The 19,006-nt window shown below is 57.1% G+C and carries 18 protein-coding genes and 1 pseudogene; 12 read left to right on the top strand and 7 right to left on the bottom strand.

The window, feature by feature from the left end:
- The first annotated feature begins 47 nt into the window (after window positions 1-47).
- From zwf to BLU25_RS08725, 3 genes are read left to right on the top strand one after another with little or no spacing between them, the layout of a single operon-like run.
- Window positions 48-1,517, top strand: a complete 1,470-nt coding sequence (gene zwf, locus BLU25_RS08735; RefSeq protein WP_016782082.1) for a glucose-6-phosphate dehydrogenase — start codon at window positions 48-50, stop codon at window positions 1,515-1,517.
- The gene (gene pgl, locus BLU25_RS08730) at window positions 1,504-2,217 is read left to right on the top strand and encodes a 6-phosphogluconolactonase (RefSeq protein WP_016782083.1); all 714 of its coding nucleotides are present in this window, start codon (window positions 1,504-1,506) and stop codon (window positions 2,215-2,217) included. Before zwf ends, pgl begins: the two co-directional genes overlap by 14 nt.
- Window positions 2,214-2,900, top strand: a complete 687-nt coding sequence (locus tag BLU25_RS08725; RefSeq protein WP_169845150.1) for a bifunctional 4-hydroxy-2-oxoglutarate aldolase/2-dehydro-3-deoxy-phosphogluconate aldolase — start codon at window positions 2,214-2,216, stop codon at window positions 2,898-2,900. The genes pgl and BLU25_RS08725 overlap by 4 nt, the downstream gene beginning before the upstream one ends.
- Before the next feature lie 180 nt (window positions 2,901-3,080).
- On the opposite strand, the gene BLU25_RS08720 is transcribed toward BLU25_RS08725, so the two are convergent.
- The gene (locus BLU25_RS08720) at window positions 3,081-4,274 is read right to left on the bottom strand and encodes an aminotransferase class V-fold PLP-dependent enzyme (protein ID WP_016782085.1); all 1,194 of its coding nucleotides are present in this window, start codon (window positions 4,272-4,274) and stop codon (window positions 3,081-3,083) included.
- 12 nt (window positions 4,275-4,286) lie between these two features.
- On the bottom strand, window positions 4,287-4,523 hold the full coding sequence (locus BLU25_RS08715; protein ID WP_016782086.1) for a DUF3820 family protein: 237 nt from the start codon (window positions 4,521-4,523) through the stop codon (window positions 4,287-4,289).
- A gap of 208 nt (window positions 4,524-4,731) precedes the next feature.
- Between BLU25_RS08715 and BLU25_RS08710 the strand changes: the two genes are divergently transcribed.
- The gene (locus BLU25_RS08710; protein ID WP_083369599.1) at window positions 4,732-5,199 is read left to right on the top strand and encodes a ferritin-like domain-containing protein; all 468 of its coding nucleotides are present in this window, start codon (window positions 4,732-4,734) and stop codon (window positions 5,197-5,199) included.
- Between the two features lie 120 nt (window positions 5,200-5,319).
- On the opposite strand, the gene BLU25_RS08705 is transcribed toward BLU25_RS08710, so the two are convergent.
- Window positions 5,320-5,790, bottom strand: coding sequence for a MaoC family dehydratase (locus tag BLU25_RS08705; protein WP_016782088.1), 471 nt, complete (start codon window positions 5,788-5,790; stop codon window positions 5,320-5,322).
- A gap of 77 nt (window positions 5,791-5,867) precedes the next feature.
- A complete protein-coding gene (locus tag BLU25_RS08700) occupies window positions 5,868-6,812 on the bottom strand; it encodes an alpha/beta hydrolase (RefSeq protein ID WP_016782089.1) in 945 nt (314 codons plus the stop codon).
- Window positions 6,813-7,034: 222 nt separating this feature from the next.
- On the opposite strand from BLU25_RS08700, the gene fadD2 reads away from it, so the two are divergent.
- Together fadD2 and fadD1 are read left to right on the top strand one after the other, a co-directional pair.
- Window positions 7,035-8,723 (top strand): long-chain-fatty-acid--CoA ligase FadD2, encoded by a 1,689-nt coding sequence (gene fadD2 / locus BLU25_RS08695; RefSeq protein WP_016782090.1) that lies wholly within the window; start codon window positions 7,035-7,037, stop codon window positions 8,721-8,723.
- Window positions 8,724-9,052: 329 nt separating this feature from the next.
- Entirely contained in the window at window positions 9,053-10,744 is a 1,692-nt protein-coding gene (gene fadD1 / locus BLU25_RS08690; protein ID WP_016782091.1) for a long-chain-fatty-acid--CoA ligase FadD1, read from the top strand.
- A 271-nt stretch (window positions 10,745-11,015) separates the two neighbouring features.
- On the opposite strand, the gene BLU25_RS08685 is transcribed toward fadD1, so the two are convergent.
- Complete coding sequence (locus BLU25_RS08685; protein WP_016782092.1) at window positions 11,016-11,396, bottom strand: hypothetical protein; 381 nt, start codon at window positions 11,394-11,396, stop codon at window positions 11,016-11,018.
- A gap of 281 nt (window positions 11,397-11,677) precedes the next feature.
- On the opposite strand from BLU25_RS08685, the gene BLU25_RS08680 reads away from it, so the two are divergent.
- On the top strand, window positions 11,678-12,631 hold the full coding sequence (locus BLU25_RS08680) for a YihY/virulence factor BrkB family protein (protein WP_016782093.1): 954 nt from the start codon (window positions 11,678-11,680) through the stop codon (window positions 12,629-12,631).
- Between the two features lie 2 nt (window positions 12,632-12,633).
- Window positions 12,634-13,173: a peptide deformylase gene (gene def, locus BLU25_RS08675; protein ID WP_016782094.1), complete on the top strand. Its 540-nt coding sequence runs from the start codon at window positions 12,634-12,636 to the stop codon at window positions 13,171-13,173.
- Here def and BLU25_RS08670 read toward each other — a convergent pair.
- The gene (locus BLU25_RS08670) at window positions 13,127-13,573 is read right to left on the bottom strand and encodes a GNAT family N-acetyltransferase (RefSeq protein WP_081481072.1); all 447 of its coding nucleotides are present in this window, start codon (window positions 13,571-13,573) and stop codon (window positions 13,127-13,129) included. The genes def and BLU25_RS08670 overlap by 47 nt on opposite strands.
- A gap of 607 nt (window positions 13,574-14,180) precedes the next feature.
- Between BLU25_RS08670 and BLU25_RS23935 the strand changes: the two are divergent.
- Window positions 14,181-14,903, top strand: a pseudogene (locus BLU25_RS23935) (PAS domain-containing protein); the annotation flags it as partial.
- A 24-nt stretch (window positions 14,904-14,927) separates the two neighbouring features.
- A complete protein-coding gene (locus BLU25_RS23930) occupies window positions 14,928-15,500 on the top strand; it encodes a methyl-accepting chemotaxis protein (RefSeq protein ID WP_414860510.1) in 573 nt (190 codons plus the stop codon).
- 183 nt (window positions 15,501-15,683) lie between these two features.
- Here BLU25_RS23930 and gntR read toward each other — a convergent pair whose 3' ends face one another.
- Window positions 15,684-16,715: an HTH-type transcriptional regulator GntR gene (gntR, locus tag BLU25_RS08660; protein ID WP_029611559.1), complete on the bottom strand. Its 1,032-nt coding sequence runs from the start codon at window positions 16,713-16,715 to the stop codon at window positions 15,684-15,686.
- Between the two features lie 229 nt (window positions 16,716-16,944).
- On the opposite strand from gntR, the gene BLU25_RS08655 reads away from it, so the two are divergent.
- Complete coding sequence (locus BLU25_RS08655; RefSeq protein WP_016782099.1) at window positions 16,945-17,478, top strand: gluconokinase; 534 nt, start codon at window positions 16,945-16,947, stop codon at window positions 17,476-17,478.
- An 85-nt stretch (window positions 17,479-17,563) separates the two neighbouring features.
- On the top strand, window positions 17,564-18,916 hold the full coding sequence (locus BLU25_RS08650; protein ID WP_016782100.1) for a GntP family permease: 1,353 nt from the start codon (window positions 17,564-17,566) through the stop codon (window positions 18,914-18,916).
- Window positions 18,917-19,006 lie beyond the last annotated feature (90 nt).

Raw genomic sequence — 19,006 nt, 5'->3', positions numbered from 1 at the left:
CTTGAAAAAAGGTATTTGTAGCTTAACTTGATAAAAGAACCAACATCATGCCTTCGATTACGGTTGAACCGTGCACCTTTGCCTTGTTCGGCGCCCTTGGCGATCTGGCCTTGCGCAAGCTGTTTCCTGCCTTGTACCAACTGGACCGTGCCGGCCTGCTGCATGCCGATACGCGCATTCTCGCACTGGCTCGCGAGCCGGGCGACGCCTCTTCGCACCTGGCACATATTGACAGCCAGCTGCGCCAGTACCTGGGCGAAAAGGACATCGAAGTCGAGGCACTGAAGCGCTTCCTGGCTCGCTTGAGCTATCTGCATGTGGATTTTTTCAAGACTGAAGATTACCTCGCCCTGGCTGAACTGGCCGGCACCGAGCAGCGCCTGATCGCTTATTTCGCCACACCGGCGGCAGTGTACGGCGCCATATGCGAGAACCTGTCCGCCGTCGGTCTGGCTGAAAACACCCGCGTGGTGCTGGAAAAACCCATCGGCTCGGATCTGGAGTCCTCGCGCAAGGTCAACGATTCCGTGGCGCAGTTCTTCCCCGAGAACCGCACCTACCGGATCGACCACTACCTGGGCAAGGAAACCGTACAAAACCTGATCGCGCTGCGTTTTGCCAACAGCCTGTTCGAGACCCAGTGGAACCAGCGCTACATCTCCCACGTTGAAATCACCGTGGCCGAGAAAGTCGGCATCGAGGGCCGCTGGGGCTACTTCGACAAGGCCGGCCAACTGCGCGACATGATTCAGAACCACCTGTTGCAGCTGCTGTGCCTGATTGCGATGGACCCGCCGGCTGACCTGTCGGCTGACAGCATTCGCGACGAGAAGGTCAAAGTGCTCAAGGCCCTGGCCCCGATCAGTGCCGAAGGCCTGACTACCCAGGTGGTGCGCGGCCAGTACATCGCCGGTTACAGCGAAGGCCAGTCGGTGCCGGGTTACCTGGAGGAAGAAAACTCCAACACCCAGAGCGACACCGAGACCTTTGTCGCGCTGCGCGCCGATATCCGCAACTGGCGCTGGGCAGGTGTGCCGTTCTACCTGCGCACTGGCAAACGCATGCCGCAAAAACTGTCGCAAATCGTCATCCACTTCAAGGAACCGTCGCACTACATCTTCGCTCCGGAGCAGCGCCTGCAGATCGGCAACAAGCTGATCATTCGCCTGCAGCCGGACGAAGGTATTTCTTTGCGGGTGATGACCAAGGACCAGGGCCTGGACAAAGGCATGCAACTGCGCAGTGGCCCGTTGCAACTGAATTTTTCCGACACTTATCGCAGCACACGGATTCCGGATGCCTACGAGCGTTTGTTGCTTGAAGTCATGCGCGGCAACCAGAACCTGTTTGTACGCAAAGATGAAATTGAAGCGGCATGGAAATGGTGCGACCAGTTGATCGCCGGCTGGAAAAAGTCTGGCGATGCGCCCAAGCCGTACGCGGCGGGTTCCTGGGGACCGATGAGTTCCATTGCACTGATTACGCGGGACGGGAGGTCTTGGTATGGCGATATCTGATTTGAAACTGCCGCAAGGGGTCAACGCGCACACCTTCAAGAACCCGGCCTCGATGGCCGAGGGGCTTGCAAGCAGCGTTGCCGCGCAATTGAACCAGGCTATCGCCGAGCAGGGCGTTGCCACCCTGGTGGTGTCCGGCGGTCGCAGCCCGGTGGCGTTTTTTGAAAGCCTGGTCAAGCAGCCGCTCGACTGGTCGAAAGTGGTTGTCAGCCTGGCGGATGAGCGCTGGGTGCCGGTGGAACATGCCGACAGCAATGCCGGCCTGCTGAAGAAGCATCTGCTGCAGGGCTCGGCTGCCAAAGCGCGCTTTGTCGGTTTGTATAACGCTGCCGCCACGGTTGAAAGGGCGGCGCTGGAAGCGGATCAGGGGCTGGCCGAGTTGCCGCCGATCGATGTACTGATCCTGGGCATGGGCGATGACGGGCATACCGCGTCGCTGTTCCCCAACAGCCCGAACCTGAGCGAAGCCTTGCAACTGGACAACTCGCGCCGTTGCTGGGCGATGCTGGCACCCACCGTGCCGCACCAGCGCCTGAGCATGAGCCGCAGCCTGCTGGCCAGTGCGAAACACAAGGTGCTGTCGATCCAGGGGCAATCCAAATTGAACACCCTCAACGAAGCGCTGGGGGGCACTGATGTTGCCGCCTTGCCGATTCGTGCCTTTCTGCAACCTACGTTAGAGATTTACTGGTGCCCATGAGCCAAGGATCAGCTGCCATGACAATAAAAACTGCGAACGTATCGATGGCGGATAAAGTCGCCCTGATCGACCAACTGTGTGCCCAGGCACGCATCCTGCCGGTGATTACCATCGCCCGTAAGCAGGACATCCTGCCGCTGGCCGATGCGCTGGCAGCTGGTGGTCTGACGGCGCTGGAAGTCACCCTGCGTTCCGAGTTCGGCCTTGAGGCGATCCGTGTGTTGCGTGATCAGCGACCTGAACTGGTCACCGGTGCCGGCACCGTGCTCGATCGCCACATGCTGGCGGCCGCCGAAGAAGCCGGTTCGCAATTTATTGTTACGCCGGGCATTACCCGTGACTTGCTCGAAGCCAGCGTGGCCAGCGATATCCCGCTGCTGCCGGGCATCAGCAATGCTTCCGGGATCATGGAAGGCTATGGCTTGGGTTACCGCCGTTTCAAACTGTTCCCGGCTGAAGTCAGCGGTGGCGTGGCGGCTATCAAGGCGCTGGGCGGACCTTTCGGCGAAGTGAAATTCTGCCCGACCGGCGGTGTTGGCCCGGCCAATATCCGCAACTACATGGCGTTGAAAAACGTGATGTGCGTAGGCGGCAGCTGGATGCTGGACAGTGAATGGATCAAGAACGGCGATTGGGCCCGGATCCAGGAATGCACCGCCGAGGCGCTGGCCTTGCTGGATTGATGTTTTAGCGACGAACTTGTTGGGTGTTCTACGGTTTTTGGTGCGCTTGGTCGGCGCACCTTTTTTTTGCCTGAACACTACACACCAACTGTGGGAGCGGGCTTGCTCGCGATGATATCGCTGCGGTCTATATGAAAAACCGCGTCGTTAGCATCGCGAGCAAGCCCGCTCCCACAAGGGTTATGCATGAGCTTGCGAAAGCTCGCGCAACGCCCGCACCAGCTGGTTGATGTCTTCCAGCGTAGTGGCAAACCCCACGGTAATGCGTATACAACTGCCGCACGCCGAGCCATTGCGCGCCACGGTAAACAGGTTGTAATCCTTGAGCAGGCGTTCGGCCATCGGCTGCTGATCCTGCACATGGGTAAAGCGCAGTGAGGTGATTGCGCAGTACAGCCGCGGATCATCACTGACCAGCACTTCAATGCCCTCGATCTTGCGCGCCTCGCTGACCCACAGGTTACGCAGGTAGTTGAGCCGGGCCCCCTTGCCTCTGGCGCCGCCCATCTCATGGTGTTCCTGCAGCACCTTGGTCAGGGTCAGCCAGGCCGGGATGTTGACCGTGCCATACACGGCGCGGTTGCGCACATCCGGCTCGGGGTAGCGCTCGTTGCCCATATCGGGGTCGATGTCCCCCAGGCGCTGTGGGTCGATATACATCAGGCCCAGGGTCAGTGGCGCACCAATCCACTTGTGCAGGTTGAAACCGGCAAAGGCCACGCCCAGTGCCGGCAGGTCCAGTTCGATCTGCCCCAGGGCATGGGCACCATCGAGAATCACATCCACCCCATGCTCTTTTGCCGCCGCAACAATCGCTTCCACAGGCATGACCAGGCCGGTGCGATGGGTAACGTGAGTGAGGGCCATCAGCTTGATCCGCGGGTTGCGCTCAAACGCCTGGCGATAGCTGGCCACCAGGCTTTCAAACGTGGCGGGGTGGGTGTGGGAAATTTCGATAATTTCAAGGCCGCGTTGGCGTGCAACCCCACGCATGGCGTACTCGACGCTGTGGTATTCCAGATCGCTGATCAGTAACTGGTCGCCCGCTTGCAGGCCGTTGTAGTTGCGGATCAATGATTGCAGGCCATCTGAGGCGCAAAAGGTCAGCGCCAGGCCGGCAGGGGCCACACCGAGCAGCCCGGCCAGCGAATTGCGAATTTCCAGGCCCTGGGTGGTATCGAAGTGCTGGCGCACAGGCACCGAGTTGTGGCGGTTAATAAAGTCGATATTGCGCTGGTAGTCCTGTGCCACTTCGCGAGTCATGCGCCCGAAGTAGCCGTTTTCCAGATTGATCGGCCCCGCAGCTATGTCGTAGCGCTGGGCGATGGCGTGCCAGAAGTGTTCGTCGCGGGCGTTGTCTTCAATCCTTGGCATGGGGCAACTCAATTAATGGCGAGGTTTGGGTTTTGAGTGTTTGGCGCGCAACGGGTCGAGCAGGTCCGACAGGCCGTTGTGATCGATCTCTTGCATCAGGGCCAGCAAGCCGCCCAGCTCTCCGTGGGGGAACCCCTCGCGGGCAAACCAGTTGAGGTACTGGCCAGGCAGGTCGGCAATGATTCGGCCTTTGTATTTGCCAAAGGGCATTTCACGGGTGACCAGCAGTTCGAGTTTTTCGGGGTTCATGCAGTGGCCTTCAAGTGCGTACAGGCATGGGATGAAAAATACAGGCAATTTGCATGAAGGCCAATTGACAGATCATGCATAAAAACCGGATACAGATTTTCGGTTATTTATTAAGTTATTGATTTATAAGGATTTTATTTAATTCTAAAACTGGCACGAGCCCTGCAATCTCTATTGCACGATCCTCAACCTTGTAAGGAATTGAACAATGACTGATCTCAATAAAGAAGCCATTAGCGTCCTGAACGATTTGATCGAAACCAGCAAAGACGGTCAGGAAGGGTTTAAATCCTGTGCCGAAGATATCAAGCACCCGGAGCTCAAGGCGCTGTTTGCCAAGCGTTCGGCTGAATGTGCAACCGCCGCTGCCGAACTGCAGGCTCAGGTGCGTGCCCTGGGAGGCGACCCGGAAACCAGCACCAGCGTGGCAGGTGACTTGCACCGCCGTTGGGTGGACGTCAAATCGGTGTTTACCGGCAAGGACGAAGAAGCGGTGCTCAACGAAGCCGAGCGCGGCGAAGACCATGCGCTAAAAGCTTACAAAGAAGCGCTGGAAAAAATCAGCAAGCACAACCTGGTGGGTATTCGTGATCTGGTCGAGCGTCAGTATCACGGCGTGCAACGTAACCACGATCAGGTCAAGGCACTGCGCAATCAGGCCCGTGCCCGTGCATGATTAGCTTGACGCTGTAGATCCACACATGTGGGAGCGGGCTTGCTCGCGATGCAAACAACTCGGTGAATCATATTGACCGAGCTGATGCAATCGCGAGCAGGCCCGCTCCCACATTCATTTTTAGCCAATGCTGATCGCAGGCAATACCGGCAGGGTAACGGTCTGCTGCTTGCGCGGGGCGATGATTTCGGCTTCGCCATCCACCACGATTTCATCACGCTGGTTGAACACGCGAGTGGCAATGCGCACGCGGAACTTGGGCATTTTTTCCAGGATTTCCAGGCGCACGGTAAGGGTGTCACCGATTTTTACCGGCTTTTGAAAGCTCATCTGCTGGCCGACATAGATGGTGCCCGGGCCAGGCAGCTCGCAGGCTACGGCGGCACTGATCAACGCACCGCTGAACATGCCGTGGGCAATGCGTTCTTTGAACATGGTCGCGGCGGCGAACTCAGGGTCAAGGTGCACCGGGTTGTGGTCGCCGGACATGGCCGCAAAAAGCTGAATGTCACGCTCTCCGACGGTTTTGCTGTAGCTGGCAGTCTGGCCGACTTCGAGGGCTTCGTACGGGGTGTTGGTAACCTGAGTCATCTAGCGCATGTCCTGTGACGAGTTTTTGGTTTTAAGTCTATGATTTTAAAAGCTTTTTAATTGAAAGTCTGTTTTGCTCATTCGCTGCGTGCAGGCCGTGTGCGGCTCAAGGCCTGGTTGAGCCAGGCAATGACATCAGCCATGACTTCGTCGCGATTGGTTTCGTTGAAGAGTTCGTGCCGCGCCTGCGGGTACAAATTAAGTTGCAACTGACGATTGCCGGCACTTCGCAAAGCGTTGGCCAGATCAGTGAGACGCTTGCCTTCACTCACCGGATCACATTCGCCACCCATTATCAGTAAAGGCAGGCCCGGATCGATCTGAGCGAGATTGGACGCTTTGCTGATTTGCTGCAACCCGCCAAGCAGGTCGATCCACAGTTGGTTGGTGCAGCGAAAGCCGCACAGCGGGTCGCTGGCGTAGGCATCGACCTGGACCGGGTCCCGGCTGAGCCAGTCATAAGGCGTGCGATTGGGTTTGAAGGCTTTATTGAACGAGCCGAATGACAACCACTCGATCAACGCACTGCGCCCCTTTGGCCCCTGGCGCCAACGCTCGAAACGGGCAATCAGGCTGGCGGCACGATAGAGCGCCACCGGCTGGAAGTTGGAGGCGCTGAGTATCGCCCCTTGCAGGCTGGCGCCGTGATGCATCAAGTACGCCTGTGCGATATAGCTGCCCATGCTGTGCCCGAGCAGGAAAATCGGTACGCCGGGATGGCTCTGGCTGATATGCCGGCTCAGGCTGGCCACGTCGCTGACCACCGTGCACCAGCCGTCGTGGTCGGCAAAGTAGCCGAGGGTGCCATGCCCGGCCGTCTTGCCGTGGCCGCGCTGGTCATGGGCATACAGGGCAAAACCGGCATCACCCAGCGTCTGGCCCAGGCAGGCATAGCGGCCACTATGTTCGGCCATGCCATGAGCCAATAGAACAATGGCCTTGGGCGTGCCAGCGGGCAGCCACTGGTGAACGAACAGACCGCTGCGGTCATTCGTTTCCAGCCAAAAAGTCTCGGCGGTCATGGCAATTCCTTTACATGTTGTCGTAGCAGTGTATAGCGCATTTGCGCTGCAGCCACTTAACAGGCCATCGCGTAGCAATAAGATTCAAGATGTAAATGGCGAAGATCGCTGTATTTGCCTACTACTTGATAACTGTTAACGTCCGCATATTCCGCTTTTCATTGCTGTTTTCCAGTGAGTGAAAGACGCGGCCAGGCACACTCAGGTACGAGGATAAAAACAATGCAACCTGATTTCTGGAATGACAAACGTCCTGCCGGTGTACCGCTGGATATCGACATGACGGCCTTCAAGTCGGTCGTTGACGTATTTGAACGCTCCTGCAAGAAGTTTGCGGATCGCCCGGCCTTCAGCAACCTGGGTGTGACCATCACCTATGCCGAGCTTGAGCGCCACAGCGCCGCGTTTGCCGGTTACCTGCAGGAATACACCGATCTCAAGCCGGGTGACCGGATCGCCGTACAAATGCCCAATACGCTGCAATACCCGATTGCCGTGTTTGGCGCTATGCGTGCCGGGCTGATTGTGGTCAACACCAACCCGCTCTACACCTCGCGCGAGATGCGCCATCAGTTCAAGAGCGCCGGCATTCGTGCCCTCGTGTACCTGAACATGTTCGGCAAGCGTGTGCAGGAAGTGCTGCAAGACACTGAAATCGACTACCTGATCGAAGCCAGAATGGGCGACATGATGCCGGCCGCCAAAGGCTGGATCACCAACCTGGTGGTCGACAAGGTGAAAAAACTGGTACCGGCCTACTCGCTGCCCCAGGCCGTTTCCTTCAAGAGCGTGTTGCGCCGCGGTGCCGGGCAGGTGATCCGGCCGCTGGTGGTCGGGCTGGATGACACTGCAGTGCTGCAATACACCGGCGGTACCACCGGCCTGCCCAAGGGCGCGATGCTGACCCACGGCAACCTGATCGCCAATATGCAGCAACTGCGCGCGTGCCTGTCCCAGCACGGCGCGGATGGCCAGCCGATGCTCAAGGACGGGCGCGAGATCATGATCGGGCCGTTGCCGCTCTACCATATCTATGCATTCACGGCCAATTGCATGGGCATGATGGTCACGGGCAATCATAACGTCCTGATCACCAACCCGCGTGACATCAAGGGCTTTATCAAGGAGCTGAAAAACTGGAAATTCACCTGCTTTTTGGGGCTTAACACCCTGTTTGTCGCGCTGATGGACCACCCGGACTTCAAGTCAGTGGACTTCTCCGGGCTCAAGATCACCAACTCGGGCGGTACCGCGCTGGTCAAGGCCACTGCCGAGCGTTGGGAAAAACTTACCGGTTGCCGTATCGTCGAAGGTTACGGCCTGACGGAAACCTCGCCGGTGGCCAGCGCCAACCCCTGCGGCCAGCTGGCACGGCTGGGCACGGTGGGCATGCCGGTGCCGGGCACCGCCATGAAGGTCATCAGCGATGAGGGCGTTGACCTGGGCCTGGGCGAGCGGGGCGAGTTGTGTGTCAAAGGCCCGCAAGTGATGAAGGGCTACTGGCAAAACCCTGAGGCCACGGCCGAGGTGCTGGACGCCGAGGGCTGGTTCAAGACCGGTGACATAGCGGTGATCGACCCGGACGGCTTTGTCCGCATCGTCGACCGTAAAAAAGACCTGATCATCGTTTCCGGTTTCAATGTGTACCCCAATGAAATCGAAGACATCGTCATGGCCCATCCCCAGGTGGCCAATTGCGCGGTTATCGGCGTGCCCGACGAGCGCACGGGGGAGGCGGTCAAGCTGTTTGTGGTGCCGCGCGCAGGCGGGGTGACGGTTGAAGAGCTCAAGGCCTACTGCAAGGAAAATTTCACCGGCTACAAGGTGCCCAAGCAGATTGTATTGCGTGATTCCTTGCCCATGACGCCGGTGGGGAAAATCCTGCGTCGTGAGTTGCGTGATACCGTCTGATTCTTACAGCCTGGCGACAGACGCCCGTATGCCGAAAGGCTGCGGGCGTTTTTTTATGTCTATGATAATGCTCTGAAAAGCCCGGTACAGAGGGTTCTCGAAGCTAATAGAGTATTTGCACTAATGATGACTTTGGATTGTCCTACAGTCAGGAATGTGACTCTAAACACGCTTGCAGGCTCTAGGCGGCCTTTGGCAAAGCTGCTACTCTCGGCGCGCTTTGTGACTTCAGGGTAAGAGCAAGTCAGAGCTTTCCATTATAAAAATCAAACAAATAAGAACCGCACCCGATGCGGTGAAGAATTCGCGACGCTGAGGAGTGGGCTTCCATGATTGAAGGCTTTTGGAAGGATAAGTACCCAGCTGGGATTGCTGCTGAGATCAATCCTGATGAATACCCAAATATTCAGACGGTACTGCGGGAATCTTGTCAGCGGTTCGCCGACAAACCGGCGTTCAGTAACCTCGGTAAAACCATCACCTACGGTGAGCTTTATGAGCAGTCCGGCGCGTTTGCAGCCTGGTTGCAACAGCACACCGACCTGCAGCCGGGCGATCGCATCGCCGTGCAGTTGCCCAACCTGCTGCAATACCCGATCGCTGTGTTCGGAGCCATCCGCGCCGGCTTGATCGTGGTCAACACCAACCCGCTGTACACCGCGCGGGAAATGGAACACCAATTCAAGGATTCCGGCGCCAAGGCCCTGGTGTGCCTGGCGAACATGGCGCACCTGGCCGAAAAGGTCGTGCCGCAGACTTCGGTCAAGTATGTGATCGTCACTGAAGTGGCCGACATGCTGTCGCCGTTCAAGCGCGTACTGATCAACAGCGTCATCAAGTATGTGAAGAAGATGGTCCCGGCTTATCACTTGCCGCAGGCCATCAAGTTCAACGATGTGCTGAGCAAGGGGCAGGGCCAGCCGGTCAAGGAAGCCAGCCCGGTAAGCAGTGATGTTGCCGTGCTGCAATACACCGGCGGCACCACCGGTGTGGCCAAGGGCGCGATGCTGAGCCACCGCAACCTGATTGCCAACATGTTGCAGTGCAAGGCGCTGATGGCTTCCAACCTCGATGAAGGTTGTGAAATCCTGATCACGCCACTGCCGCTGTACCACATCTATGCTTTTACCTTTCACTGCATGGCGATGATGTTGCTGGGTAACCACAACATACTGATCAGCAACCCCCGGGATTTGCCGGCGATGGTTAAAGAGCTGTCCAAGTGGAAGTTCACCGGCTTTGTGGGCCTTAACACCCTGTTCGTGGCGTTGTGCAATAACGAAGCGTTCCGCAAACTGGACTTTTCGGCCCTCAAGGTGACGTTGTCGGGCGGCATGGCCTTGCAGCTGTCGGTGGCCGAGCGCTGGAAAACCGTGACCGGTTGCCCGATCTGCGAAGGTTACGGCATGACCGAAACCAGCCCGGTGGCCACGGTCAACCCGGCCCAGAGCATCCAGGTTGGCACCATTGGCATTCCAGTGCCTTCGACCTTGTGCAAAGTGATCAACGATGCCGGTGAAGAGCTGCCGCTGGGTGAAGTCGGCGAGCTGTGCATCAAGGGCCCGCAAGTCATGAAAGGCTACTGGGAGCGCCCTGACGCTACCGCCGAAATCATGGACAGTGAAGGCTGGTTGAAGTCCGGTGATATCGCCGTGATTCAGCCCGATGGCTATATCCGGATTGTCGACCGCAAAAAAGACATGATTCTGGTGTCGGGGTTCAATGTGTACCCCAATGAGCTGGAAGATGTCATGGCTTCCTTGCCTGGCGTGCTGCAGTCTGCGGCAATCGGTATTCCGGATGAGAAAACCGGTGAGCTGATCAAGGTGTTTATCGTGGTCAAGCCGGGCATGACCTTGACCAAGGATGAGGTCATGAAGCATATGCGCGCCAATCTGACGGCTTATAAAGCGCCCAAATTCGTCGAGTTCCGCGACAGCTTGCCGACTACCAACGTAGGCAAGATCCTGCGTCGTGAGTTGCGCGATGAAGAACTGAAAAAGCTGGGTCTCAAGAAGTAACCGGCCTGGATACGAAAAAGCCCCGCATTGCGGGGCTTTTTCATTTTGAAACGGCCAAGACCTGTTGTAGCAGCTGGGGAAAAAGTGATGGCTGAAAGCCCCTCACCCCAACCCTCTCCCGGAGGGAGAGGGCGCTGATCTATGGAAATTTTCAGGCCGCGTGCGGTCAGTCCCCTCGCCCTCCGGGAGAGGGCTAGGGTGAGGGGCTTTTGGTTGGGCTTGACCTGCAACAGAGTATCTACAGTTCGGCCACAGGTTTTGGCCCTTGGGTTTATTTCTGCAAGAACTGTGCGAAGTTAACACCAGTACCTGTAGGGCGAACGTCCTGCAAATAGGAATCCTTGTCCGCACTCAACTCCAGGCTCATGGTCGGCGTACGCTTATGCGTCGCACGTACTACCATGCCTTCGCGCTTTTCACGCAGGAATGCAGTGGTCACCTTCAGGTGCAGCAGTTCGTCGGTGCTTGGGGTGTGCAGTAACAAATGCACCCATTCGTACTGGCCCACAGCCAGACGAGCCAGCGGAATATCGAACCACCAGATGTTCTTGTTGGTGTTCAGTGCGGCGAAATGGCAGTTGTTGACGCCGAGTACCGCGCCGCCGAGTTCCTGGTTTCTGCGGGCAATAGCCAGCTTTTTATCGAGTTTCATAACCTTCCTACAATTGCGGATCTTCAGCGCCATAGCCTGAATACGTCGCGTATTCTCGGGGGTTAGCGGGCAAACATAAAGCCCAACCTGCGCTGATCGACGAAATGATGGGCAGAAAATAAATGAAACTCGATGCCGGGCCACAGGGTCAATGTTGGGTTGGCCTTTTTACGGGTTTGGCGATCCGGTGTTTTCAAAGTCGCCAATTGGGCTACTTTTAGGTAAAACCCTTCGCTTGGAGGCGTGTTGACCTCATTAACGATGCGGCGAAAGGAGACGCTATGTTATTCCCAGGCTTGAACGGCCTGCCTTTGGGCAAAGTCTTGATCCGAACGGTCAAGGAATTTATCGACGATGAAATGTCGACCTACGCCTCGGCGCTGGCCTATCAAATGCTGTTTTCGTTATTCCCGTTCATTCTGTTCCTGATCGCATTGATCGGCTTTTTGCATCTGCCTGATTTCTTTACCTGGCTGCGCCTGCAGTCTGAACTGGTCCTGCCGCCGCAGGCGCTGGAGCAGGTCAACCCGGTGATCGACCAGCTGCAGCAATCCAAGGGTGGCCTGCTCTCGGTGGGTATCGTGATTGCGCTGTGGACGGCTTCGGCGGGTGTGCGCTTGATGATGAGTGCGATGAACGCCGCCTATGACGTGGTTGAAGGACGGCCCATTTGGAAGCGTTTTCCGCTGTCGATTTTCTACACCATTGGCATTGCCGGCATGCTGCTGGTGGCCGCCGCACTGATGGTGCTCGGGCCGCAAGTCATGAGCTGGCTGGCGGGGCAGGTGGGCCTTGAAGACTTTGTCGTGACGTTGTGGACCATCCTGCGCTGGCCGGCGATTATTTTGCTGATGATGGTAGCCGTGGCATTGATGTATTACGTGATGCCCGATGTGGAGCAGAAGTTTCGCTTTATTACGCCGGGCTCGGTACTGGCCGTGGTGGTCTGGATCGTGGCGTCTTTGGGTTTTGCTTTTTATGTCAAAACCTTCGCAGACTACAACGCCATGTATGGCAGTATCGGTGCAATCATCGTGCTGTTGCTGTACTTCTACATTTCATCGGCGGTGTTGTTGCTGGGTGCTGAAATGAATGCCGTGATCGAACATATGTCGGCTGAAGGCAAGAACCCCGGCGAGAAGACATTCGATGAGTCTGACGATTCTGATCCCAAGCAGCATGTATCCGGCCTTGGCCGCGACCACTCCCTTAAAGCCACTTCAGATGAAACCTGACCATGATTCGTGAAATCCTGAAAATGGGCGATGAGCGTCTATTGCGCGTAGCCCGGCCGGTACCGGCTGAAATGTTCGACACGCCAGAACTCTGGCAATTGCTCGACGACATGTTGCAGACCATGGAGCACGCTGGCGGCGTGGGCCTGGCAGCGCCGCAGATTGGCGTTGACCTGCAATTGGTGGTCTTTGGTTTTGAGCACAGCGAGCGCTACCCGGATGCCGAAGCCGTGCCCCAGACCATTCTGATCAACCCCCTTATCACGCCCTTGAGCCCGGCGCTTGAGGAAGACTGGGAGGGCTGCCTGTCAGTGCCGGGCCTGCGCGGGGTCGTAGAGCGCTTTCACAAGATCCGTTACGAAGGTTTCACCCCTAAAGGCGAGCCAGTCGTACGGGTTGCAGAGGGGTTTCATGCGCGGGTTGTGCAGCATGAGTGCGATCACTTGATCGGTCGTCTGTACCCTTCACGGATCAAGGACTTCAGCAAATTCGGTTTTATTGAGGTGCTGTTTCCTGATCTGGAGCCAGGCACCAAGGAGTAAGGCCCATCGCTATCATCGCTTTGTTGCGTTGATAGCGAACCAGCCGCTCGTGCAGGGCGTGGGGCAACTCTACGTCCAGGCTAAACCCGAGTTTTTCATAGAAATCCTGCAACTGCGGGTCGCAGAACAACCAGACCGGGCCATCGGAGGCGGCGACTGCCTGGCTGACCAGTGCCCCGGCCACCCCTTGGCCGCGTAGCCCTGGCGCGACAAACAATCCGGTCAGCCAGTAGCCGTGTGCCATCGGCCGCAAACATAGGCCGGCAATAATCTCCTCCTGACGTGCTACCCATAACTGCGCATCCCTGACCGCTTTCATCGATGATTGATGTGCGCGATAAAACTTGTTCATCAATGGCCATAGAACCGCTTCAAGCGGGGCGTAAATAATGGCAGTCATAAGTCCACAGGCTCAAGGAAGGGGCGCGTAGTATAAATAATCAAAAGATAAATTTCTGCGGGTTGGCTGAATAGTGTGAGTGAGCTGTATTCGGAATTAAAACGTACATAATCGCATTCATTTTTGAATAACTGACTTTAAATGCAAGTTCACCACGGATCAGTGCTATACCTCAGTTAACAATCCTGATTGCTGGAGTGCATAACATGTCTAAAGGTATGGATTCAAAAAAAGCAGCGAAGAAAAAGCCCGCCAAAACAGCTGATGAAAAACGCGCTGATAAAAAGGCCAAGAAAACTGACGTCGGCTTGTTTGGCCATTAAGTAGATTTTCGCAGGGACTCGCTCGTCGGGACCCTGTAACTTTTAAATTGGGCATCATCCATTTGGTAAGTTTTTGAAGCGTGAGCGTTCCGTCGCAGGTTGATGGCTATTTGCTTGCGCGCGTGATTTGGCTAGCTATGCTCTTTGTTTACGGGGCCGTGGCCATAAGAGCTCAAACCCTTGAAGTGTGTACAGCTCTAACGTTAAGAGTGAGAAACCCAGCTGACTGGCTGCGTCTTGAAACTTTTGAATTATCAATAGACAGCACCTCCAGGGATTGAGCCATGTTTAATTCGCATCGCAAAGCCGACCTGCTTGAGAATCACCGTCTTAACGACGCGTTAAATGACATGACGGCCAAGCTGGAGGCGGTCAGCCGCTCTATGGCGATTATTGAATTTGCCCCCGACGGCACTATCCTGGAGGCCAACGAGAACTTTTGCAGGGTAGTGGGCTACACCGCCGACGAGATTCGCGGCAAGCACCACCGGATTTTTTGTGAAGAGGCTTACGTCAAATCCAGCGAGTACAGCCATTTCTGGCGGGATCTGAGCCAAGGCGCCGCCTTGAGTGGCACCTTTTCACGGCTCGACAAGGCAGGGCGCGAGGTGTGGCTGGAAGCCAGCTACATGCCCATTGTCGGTGCAGACCAGCAGGTTACCCGGGTGATCAAGGTCGCGTCGGATATCACCGACCGCATCAACAAAGAGCACGAAAACCAGAGCATCGTGAATGCCCTGGGGCGGTCGATGGCGGTGATCGAGTTTTCACCTGACGGGCGGGTGATCAATGCCAATCAGAACTTTCTCGACACCATGCATTACTCATTGAGCGAAATTGTCGGCCAGCACCACGGTATGTTCTGTCGCCGCAGTGAGGCCGAGTCGGCTGGCTACAAAGCCTTCTGGGCTTCGCTTAATCGCGGGGAGTTCCATTCCAGACGTTTTGAGAGGGTCGATAAATACGGTCATACGGTGTTTCTCGAGGCGTCCTACAACCCGATCTTCGATGCCAAGGGGCGCTTGTACAAGGTGGTGAAGTTCGCCAGTGATATCACCGCTCAGGTCACGAATCTGCAAACGGCTGCTGAATCGACCCACAGTACTTCAGTGCAAAACGATGCCTGTGCGCAGAAAGGTTCGCAGGTGGTGCAGCAAACCGTGCAAATCATCGAAGCTATTTCCAAAGATCTCAATGAAGCAGCGCAGAGCATTGATGCGGTGAGCAAGCAGTCCGACAGTATCGGCAAAATCGTGCAGACCATCCGCGGCATTGCCGACCAGACCAACTTGCTGGCACTCAATGCTGCAATTGAGGCCGCGAGGGCGGGCGAGCATGGTCGCGGTTTTGCCGTGGTGGCCGATGAGGTCCGCAGCCTGGCAGCGCGCACCAGTGCCGCCACCCTGGAAATTGTCGAGGTAGTGCGCCGCAACCATGACTTGTCGCTGAGCGCGGTCACCAGCATGCAATCGAGCTTGAGCCGCACCGGCCTTGGCGTGTCGCTGGCCAATGAAGCGGGGGAGGCCATCCTGGAAATCCAGCAAGGCTCCCGGCATGTGGTCGATGCCATCAGCCAGTTCAACTCGACGTTGCAACTGCATTAAAGCTGCAGCAACCCCCTGTAGCAGTTGACGAGCCGTGCGAGGCTACGTTCGAGTGCGAAGCGCTCGCAGAACCATTCGGCCCCGGTGTTTCAGTGAGATCGTGCACACCGGGATTGCGACTACTGCGCAGCCGGACGCAGCCTCGTTCCTTCGGCAGCTGCTACGGAGTTTGTTGTGGGAGCTTTAACTGCTTTCGCGCACCATCAACTCAAAGCCCATGTCCTGCACCGGGTTGGCCACTTTATTACCGGCCATCAAGGTCAGCATTTGCTCGGCTGCGCGACGGCCAATGGCTTCGCGGGGGGTGCGAATGCTGCTCAGGCGCGGCACCATAAACTCCGACGACGGCAGGTCGTTGAAGCCCAATATGGCGATTTGCTCCGGAATCTTGATGCCGGTGCGTGCGGCTTCCAGCAGAGCGCCCTGGGCAAGGTCGTCGTTGCCGAAAAAGATCGCATCCACCTGCGGATGGCTGGCCAGCAATTGCAGGAACAGTTCCCCGCCCAGGCCGACGGAAGACGGGCGAGGCGTCAGCATTTCCAGATCCGGGTTGTACAAACCGGCCTCCTGCAAGGCACGGCGATACCCTTCGCCACGCAGCAACGTGCGCTGATCAAGCTGGGCGCCGATATAGGCCAGGCGTCGGCGACCACGGGAGATCAGGTGGCGGGCGGCGGTTTCCCCAGCCTGCAACTGCGAAAAACCGACACAGTTCACACCCTCGGCCGCATCCAGCTCCATCATGTACACGCAGGGCACATTGCTGGTCTCGATCATCCGGCGCGAGCTTTCGGAGCGGTCAAAGCCTGTCAGCAACAGCCCGCGTGGCTGGTAGGCCATATAGTTGCGCAGCAGGTTTTCTTCTTCGTCGCGCGAGTAGTGAAAGTTACCGATCAGTACTTCAAAGCCCCGGGGGCGTAATACGTCATGAATGGCTTCGAGGGTGTCGATAAACAACAGGTTGGACAATGAAGGCACCAGCACCACCACCGAGTGGCTCTGCGCCGAGGCCAGCGCCCGGGCAGCCGGGTTGACCACATAATTGAGCTCGTCGGCCGCAATGCGCACCTTGGCAGCGAGCTCGGTGGCAACGCTGCTGATGCCGCGCAGAGCACGCGAAGCGGTGATGGGGCTGACCCCCGCAAGGCGGGCAACTTCATTAAGGGTAGGGCGACCCGTGGTTCGGGTGTTTTTGTCGTTTTTGGAGGTGGTCATCAGGGCGGCTTGCCAAACAAAAAACAAGTCACTAAGGTAGCGCTGTCCAATCGGACCCGCAATTGCCTGATTGCGTGTAAATCAGTTACCCCAGCTTTGTATGTCGAGAGCGTCTCCGCGTCTCCCCATAAAAATGAGAAATAGACGTCGGTAGCCTAAGCTTTGTGCTTTGCTTTCAAGTATTGAACGCATGAACAAAGACAGCGCTGTCTACGGACTGAGGTGTTTCATGAGTCAACCTATCACTGCTCTGGTCATCATGGGTGTTGCCGGCTGCGGCAAATCCAGCGTTAGCCAGGCACTGTGCCAGCTCAATGGCGCGACCCCGATTGAAGGCGATGCTTTTCACCCGGCGGCCAACATTGCCAAGATGAGTGCCGGCATCCCCCTGACCGATGAAGATCGCGCCGGCTGGCTTGACAGCCTGTGCGATGAATTGCGTCGTGCGGTTGCCAATGGTCAGCGCCCGGTGCTGACCTGTTCGGCACTGAAACTGCGTTACCGCGAGCGCCTGCGCAGTTCGGTAGACGGTCTGGGCTTTGTGTTCCTGGAGCTGACCCCCGAGGTTGCGGCTGCCCGAGTGGCCGATCGTCCGGGGCATTTCATGCCCAAGACCCTGATCGACAGCCAGTTCGCTGCACTTGAATCACCGACCAATGAGTCTTTGGTGCTGACCCTCAACGCAGCTCAGATGAACGTTAAACAATTAGCAAGCGCCGCCCGAGACTGGTGGAGCGAGCAGACGGTAATGGCAACTTCATGATGTTGTTTCAAACAGATAGCGCTATCTGCCTCGGCCGTAGCGGCACCCCCGTACTTGATAACAACAAAAAGGCAGGAGAAGCCCCATGCTAGGCATGTCCCACAATACGTTTCTGCTGCTTGATGCAGTAGTGACCATTATCGGGCTGATCGTTTTGATCACCCGATTCAAGTTGCACCCCTTTATCGCCCTGATTATTGCCTCGGCGTTTCTGGGCCTGACTGCCGGCATGCCTGCCAACCTGATCATCAAGTCGTTCCAGGACGGTTTTGGTGGCGTGCTGGGCTTTGTCGGGATCATCCTGGCACTGGGCACCATGCTTGGCAAAATGATGGCCGACTCCGGGGGGGCAGACCAGATCGCCCGCACCCTGATCCGTGCCTTCGGCAAGGACAAGGTGCAGTGGGCAATGATGTTTGCCGCCTTCCTGGTCGGTATTCCGTTGTTTTTCGAAATCGGCTTTGTGCTGTTGATCCCGTTGGTGTTTATCGTTGCGCGCCGTACCGGCGTGTCGATCATCAAGATCGGCATCCCGCTGCTCGCCGGCTTGTCCGCCGTACACGGGCTGGTACCACCGCACCCGGGTCCGCTGCTGGCCATTGGCGTGTTTGGTGCCGATATCGGCAAGACCATCTTGTACGGTCTGATCGTAGCGCTGCCGACCGCGATCATTGCCGGGCCGATTTACGGCACGTTTATCGCCAAGTACATCCCGGGGCATGCTTCCCAGGACCTGATGGACCAACTGGCCAGCGAGCCGGAATCCAGCACCCTGCCAAGCTTCTCCATCACCCTGGTGACCGTGCTGTTGCCGGTGTTCCTGATGTTGCTCAAGACGTTTGCAGACGTTGCGCTGCCTGACGGCAACTTCTTCCGCGTGTGGATGGACATGATCGGTCACCCGATCAGTGCGCTGTTGCTGGCATTGTTGCTGGCGCTGTACACCTTTGGCGCCCGTCAGGGGATCGACTCCAAGCGTATCCTCAAGCTGCTGGACGCAAGCCTGGCCCCTACCGCAGCGATCATTCTGATCATTGGTGCGGGCGGCGGTTTCAAGCAGATGCTGGTAGCCAGCGGTGTGGGTGACGTGATCGGCCATATGGCCGTGAACGCGCAAATCTCGCCGATCCTGCTGGCCTGGCTGGTGGCGGCGGTGATTCGTATCGCGACGGGTTCTGCGACCGTGGCGACCATTACCGGGGCGGGGATTGTGTTGCCGGTGGTGGACTTGATTCCGGGTGTGAACCGCGAGTTGCTGGTACTGGCGACCGGCGCGGGTTCGTTGATCCTGTCTCACGTCAACGATGCGGGTTTCTGGCTGGTGAAGCAGTACTTCAACATGACCGTGGCTGAAACCTTCAAGACCTGGACCGCGATGGAAACCATTCTGTCGATTGTCGGCTTGATCTTTATTCTGCTGCTGTCGTTGGTGGTTTAAGCGCCACCAAACCTGTGGGAGCGGGCTTGCTCGCGATGGGCGTAATGCGGTGTATCTATTGCACCGCAGCGATCCAATCGCGAGCAAGCC

This window comes from Pseudomonas fragi, from assembly GCF_900105835.1.
In the GTDB taxonomy this organism is placed as follows: domain Bacteria; phylum Pseudomonadota; class Gammaproteobacteria; order Pseudomonadales; family Pseudomonadaceae; genus Aquipseudomonas; species Aquipseudomonas fragi.
Note: the sequence above shows the minus strand (reverse complement) of the source record. Positions and strands in the feature narration are given on the sequence as shown.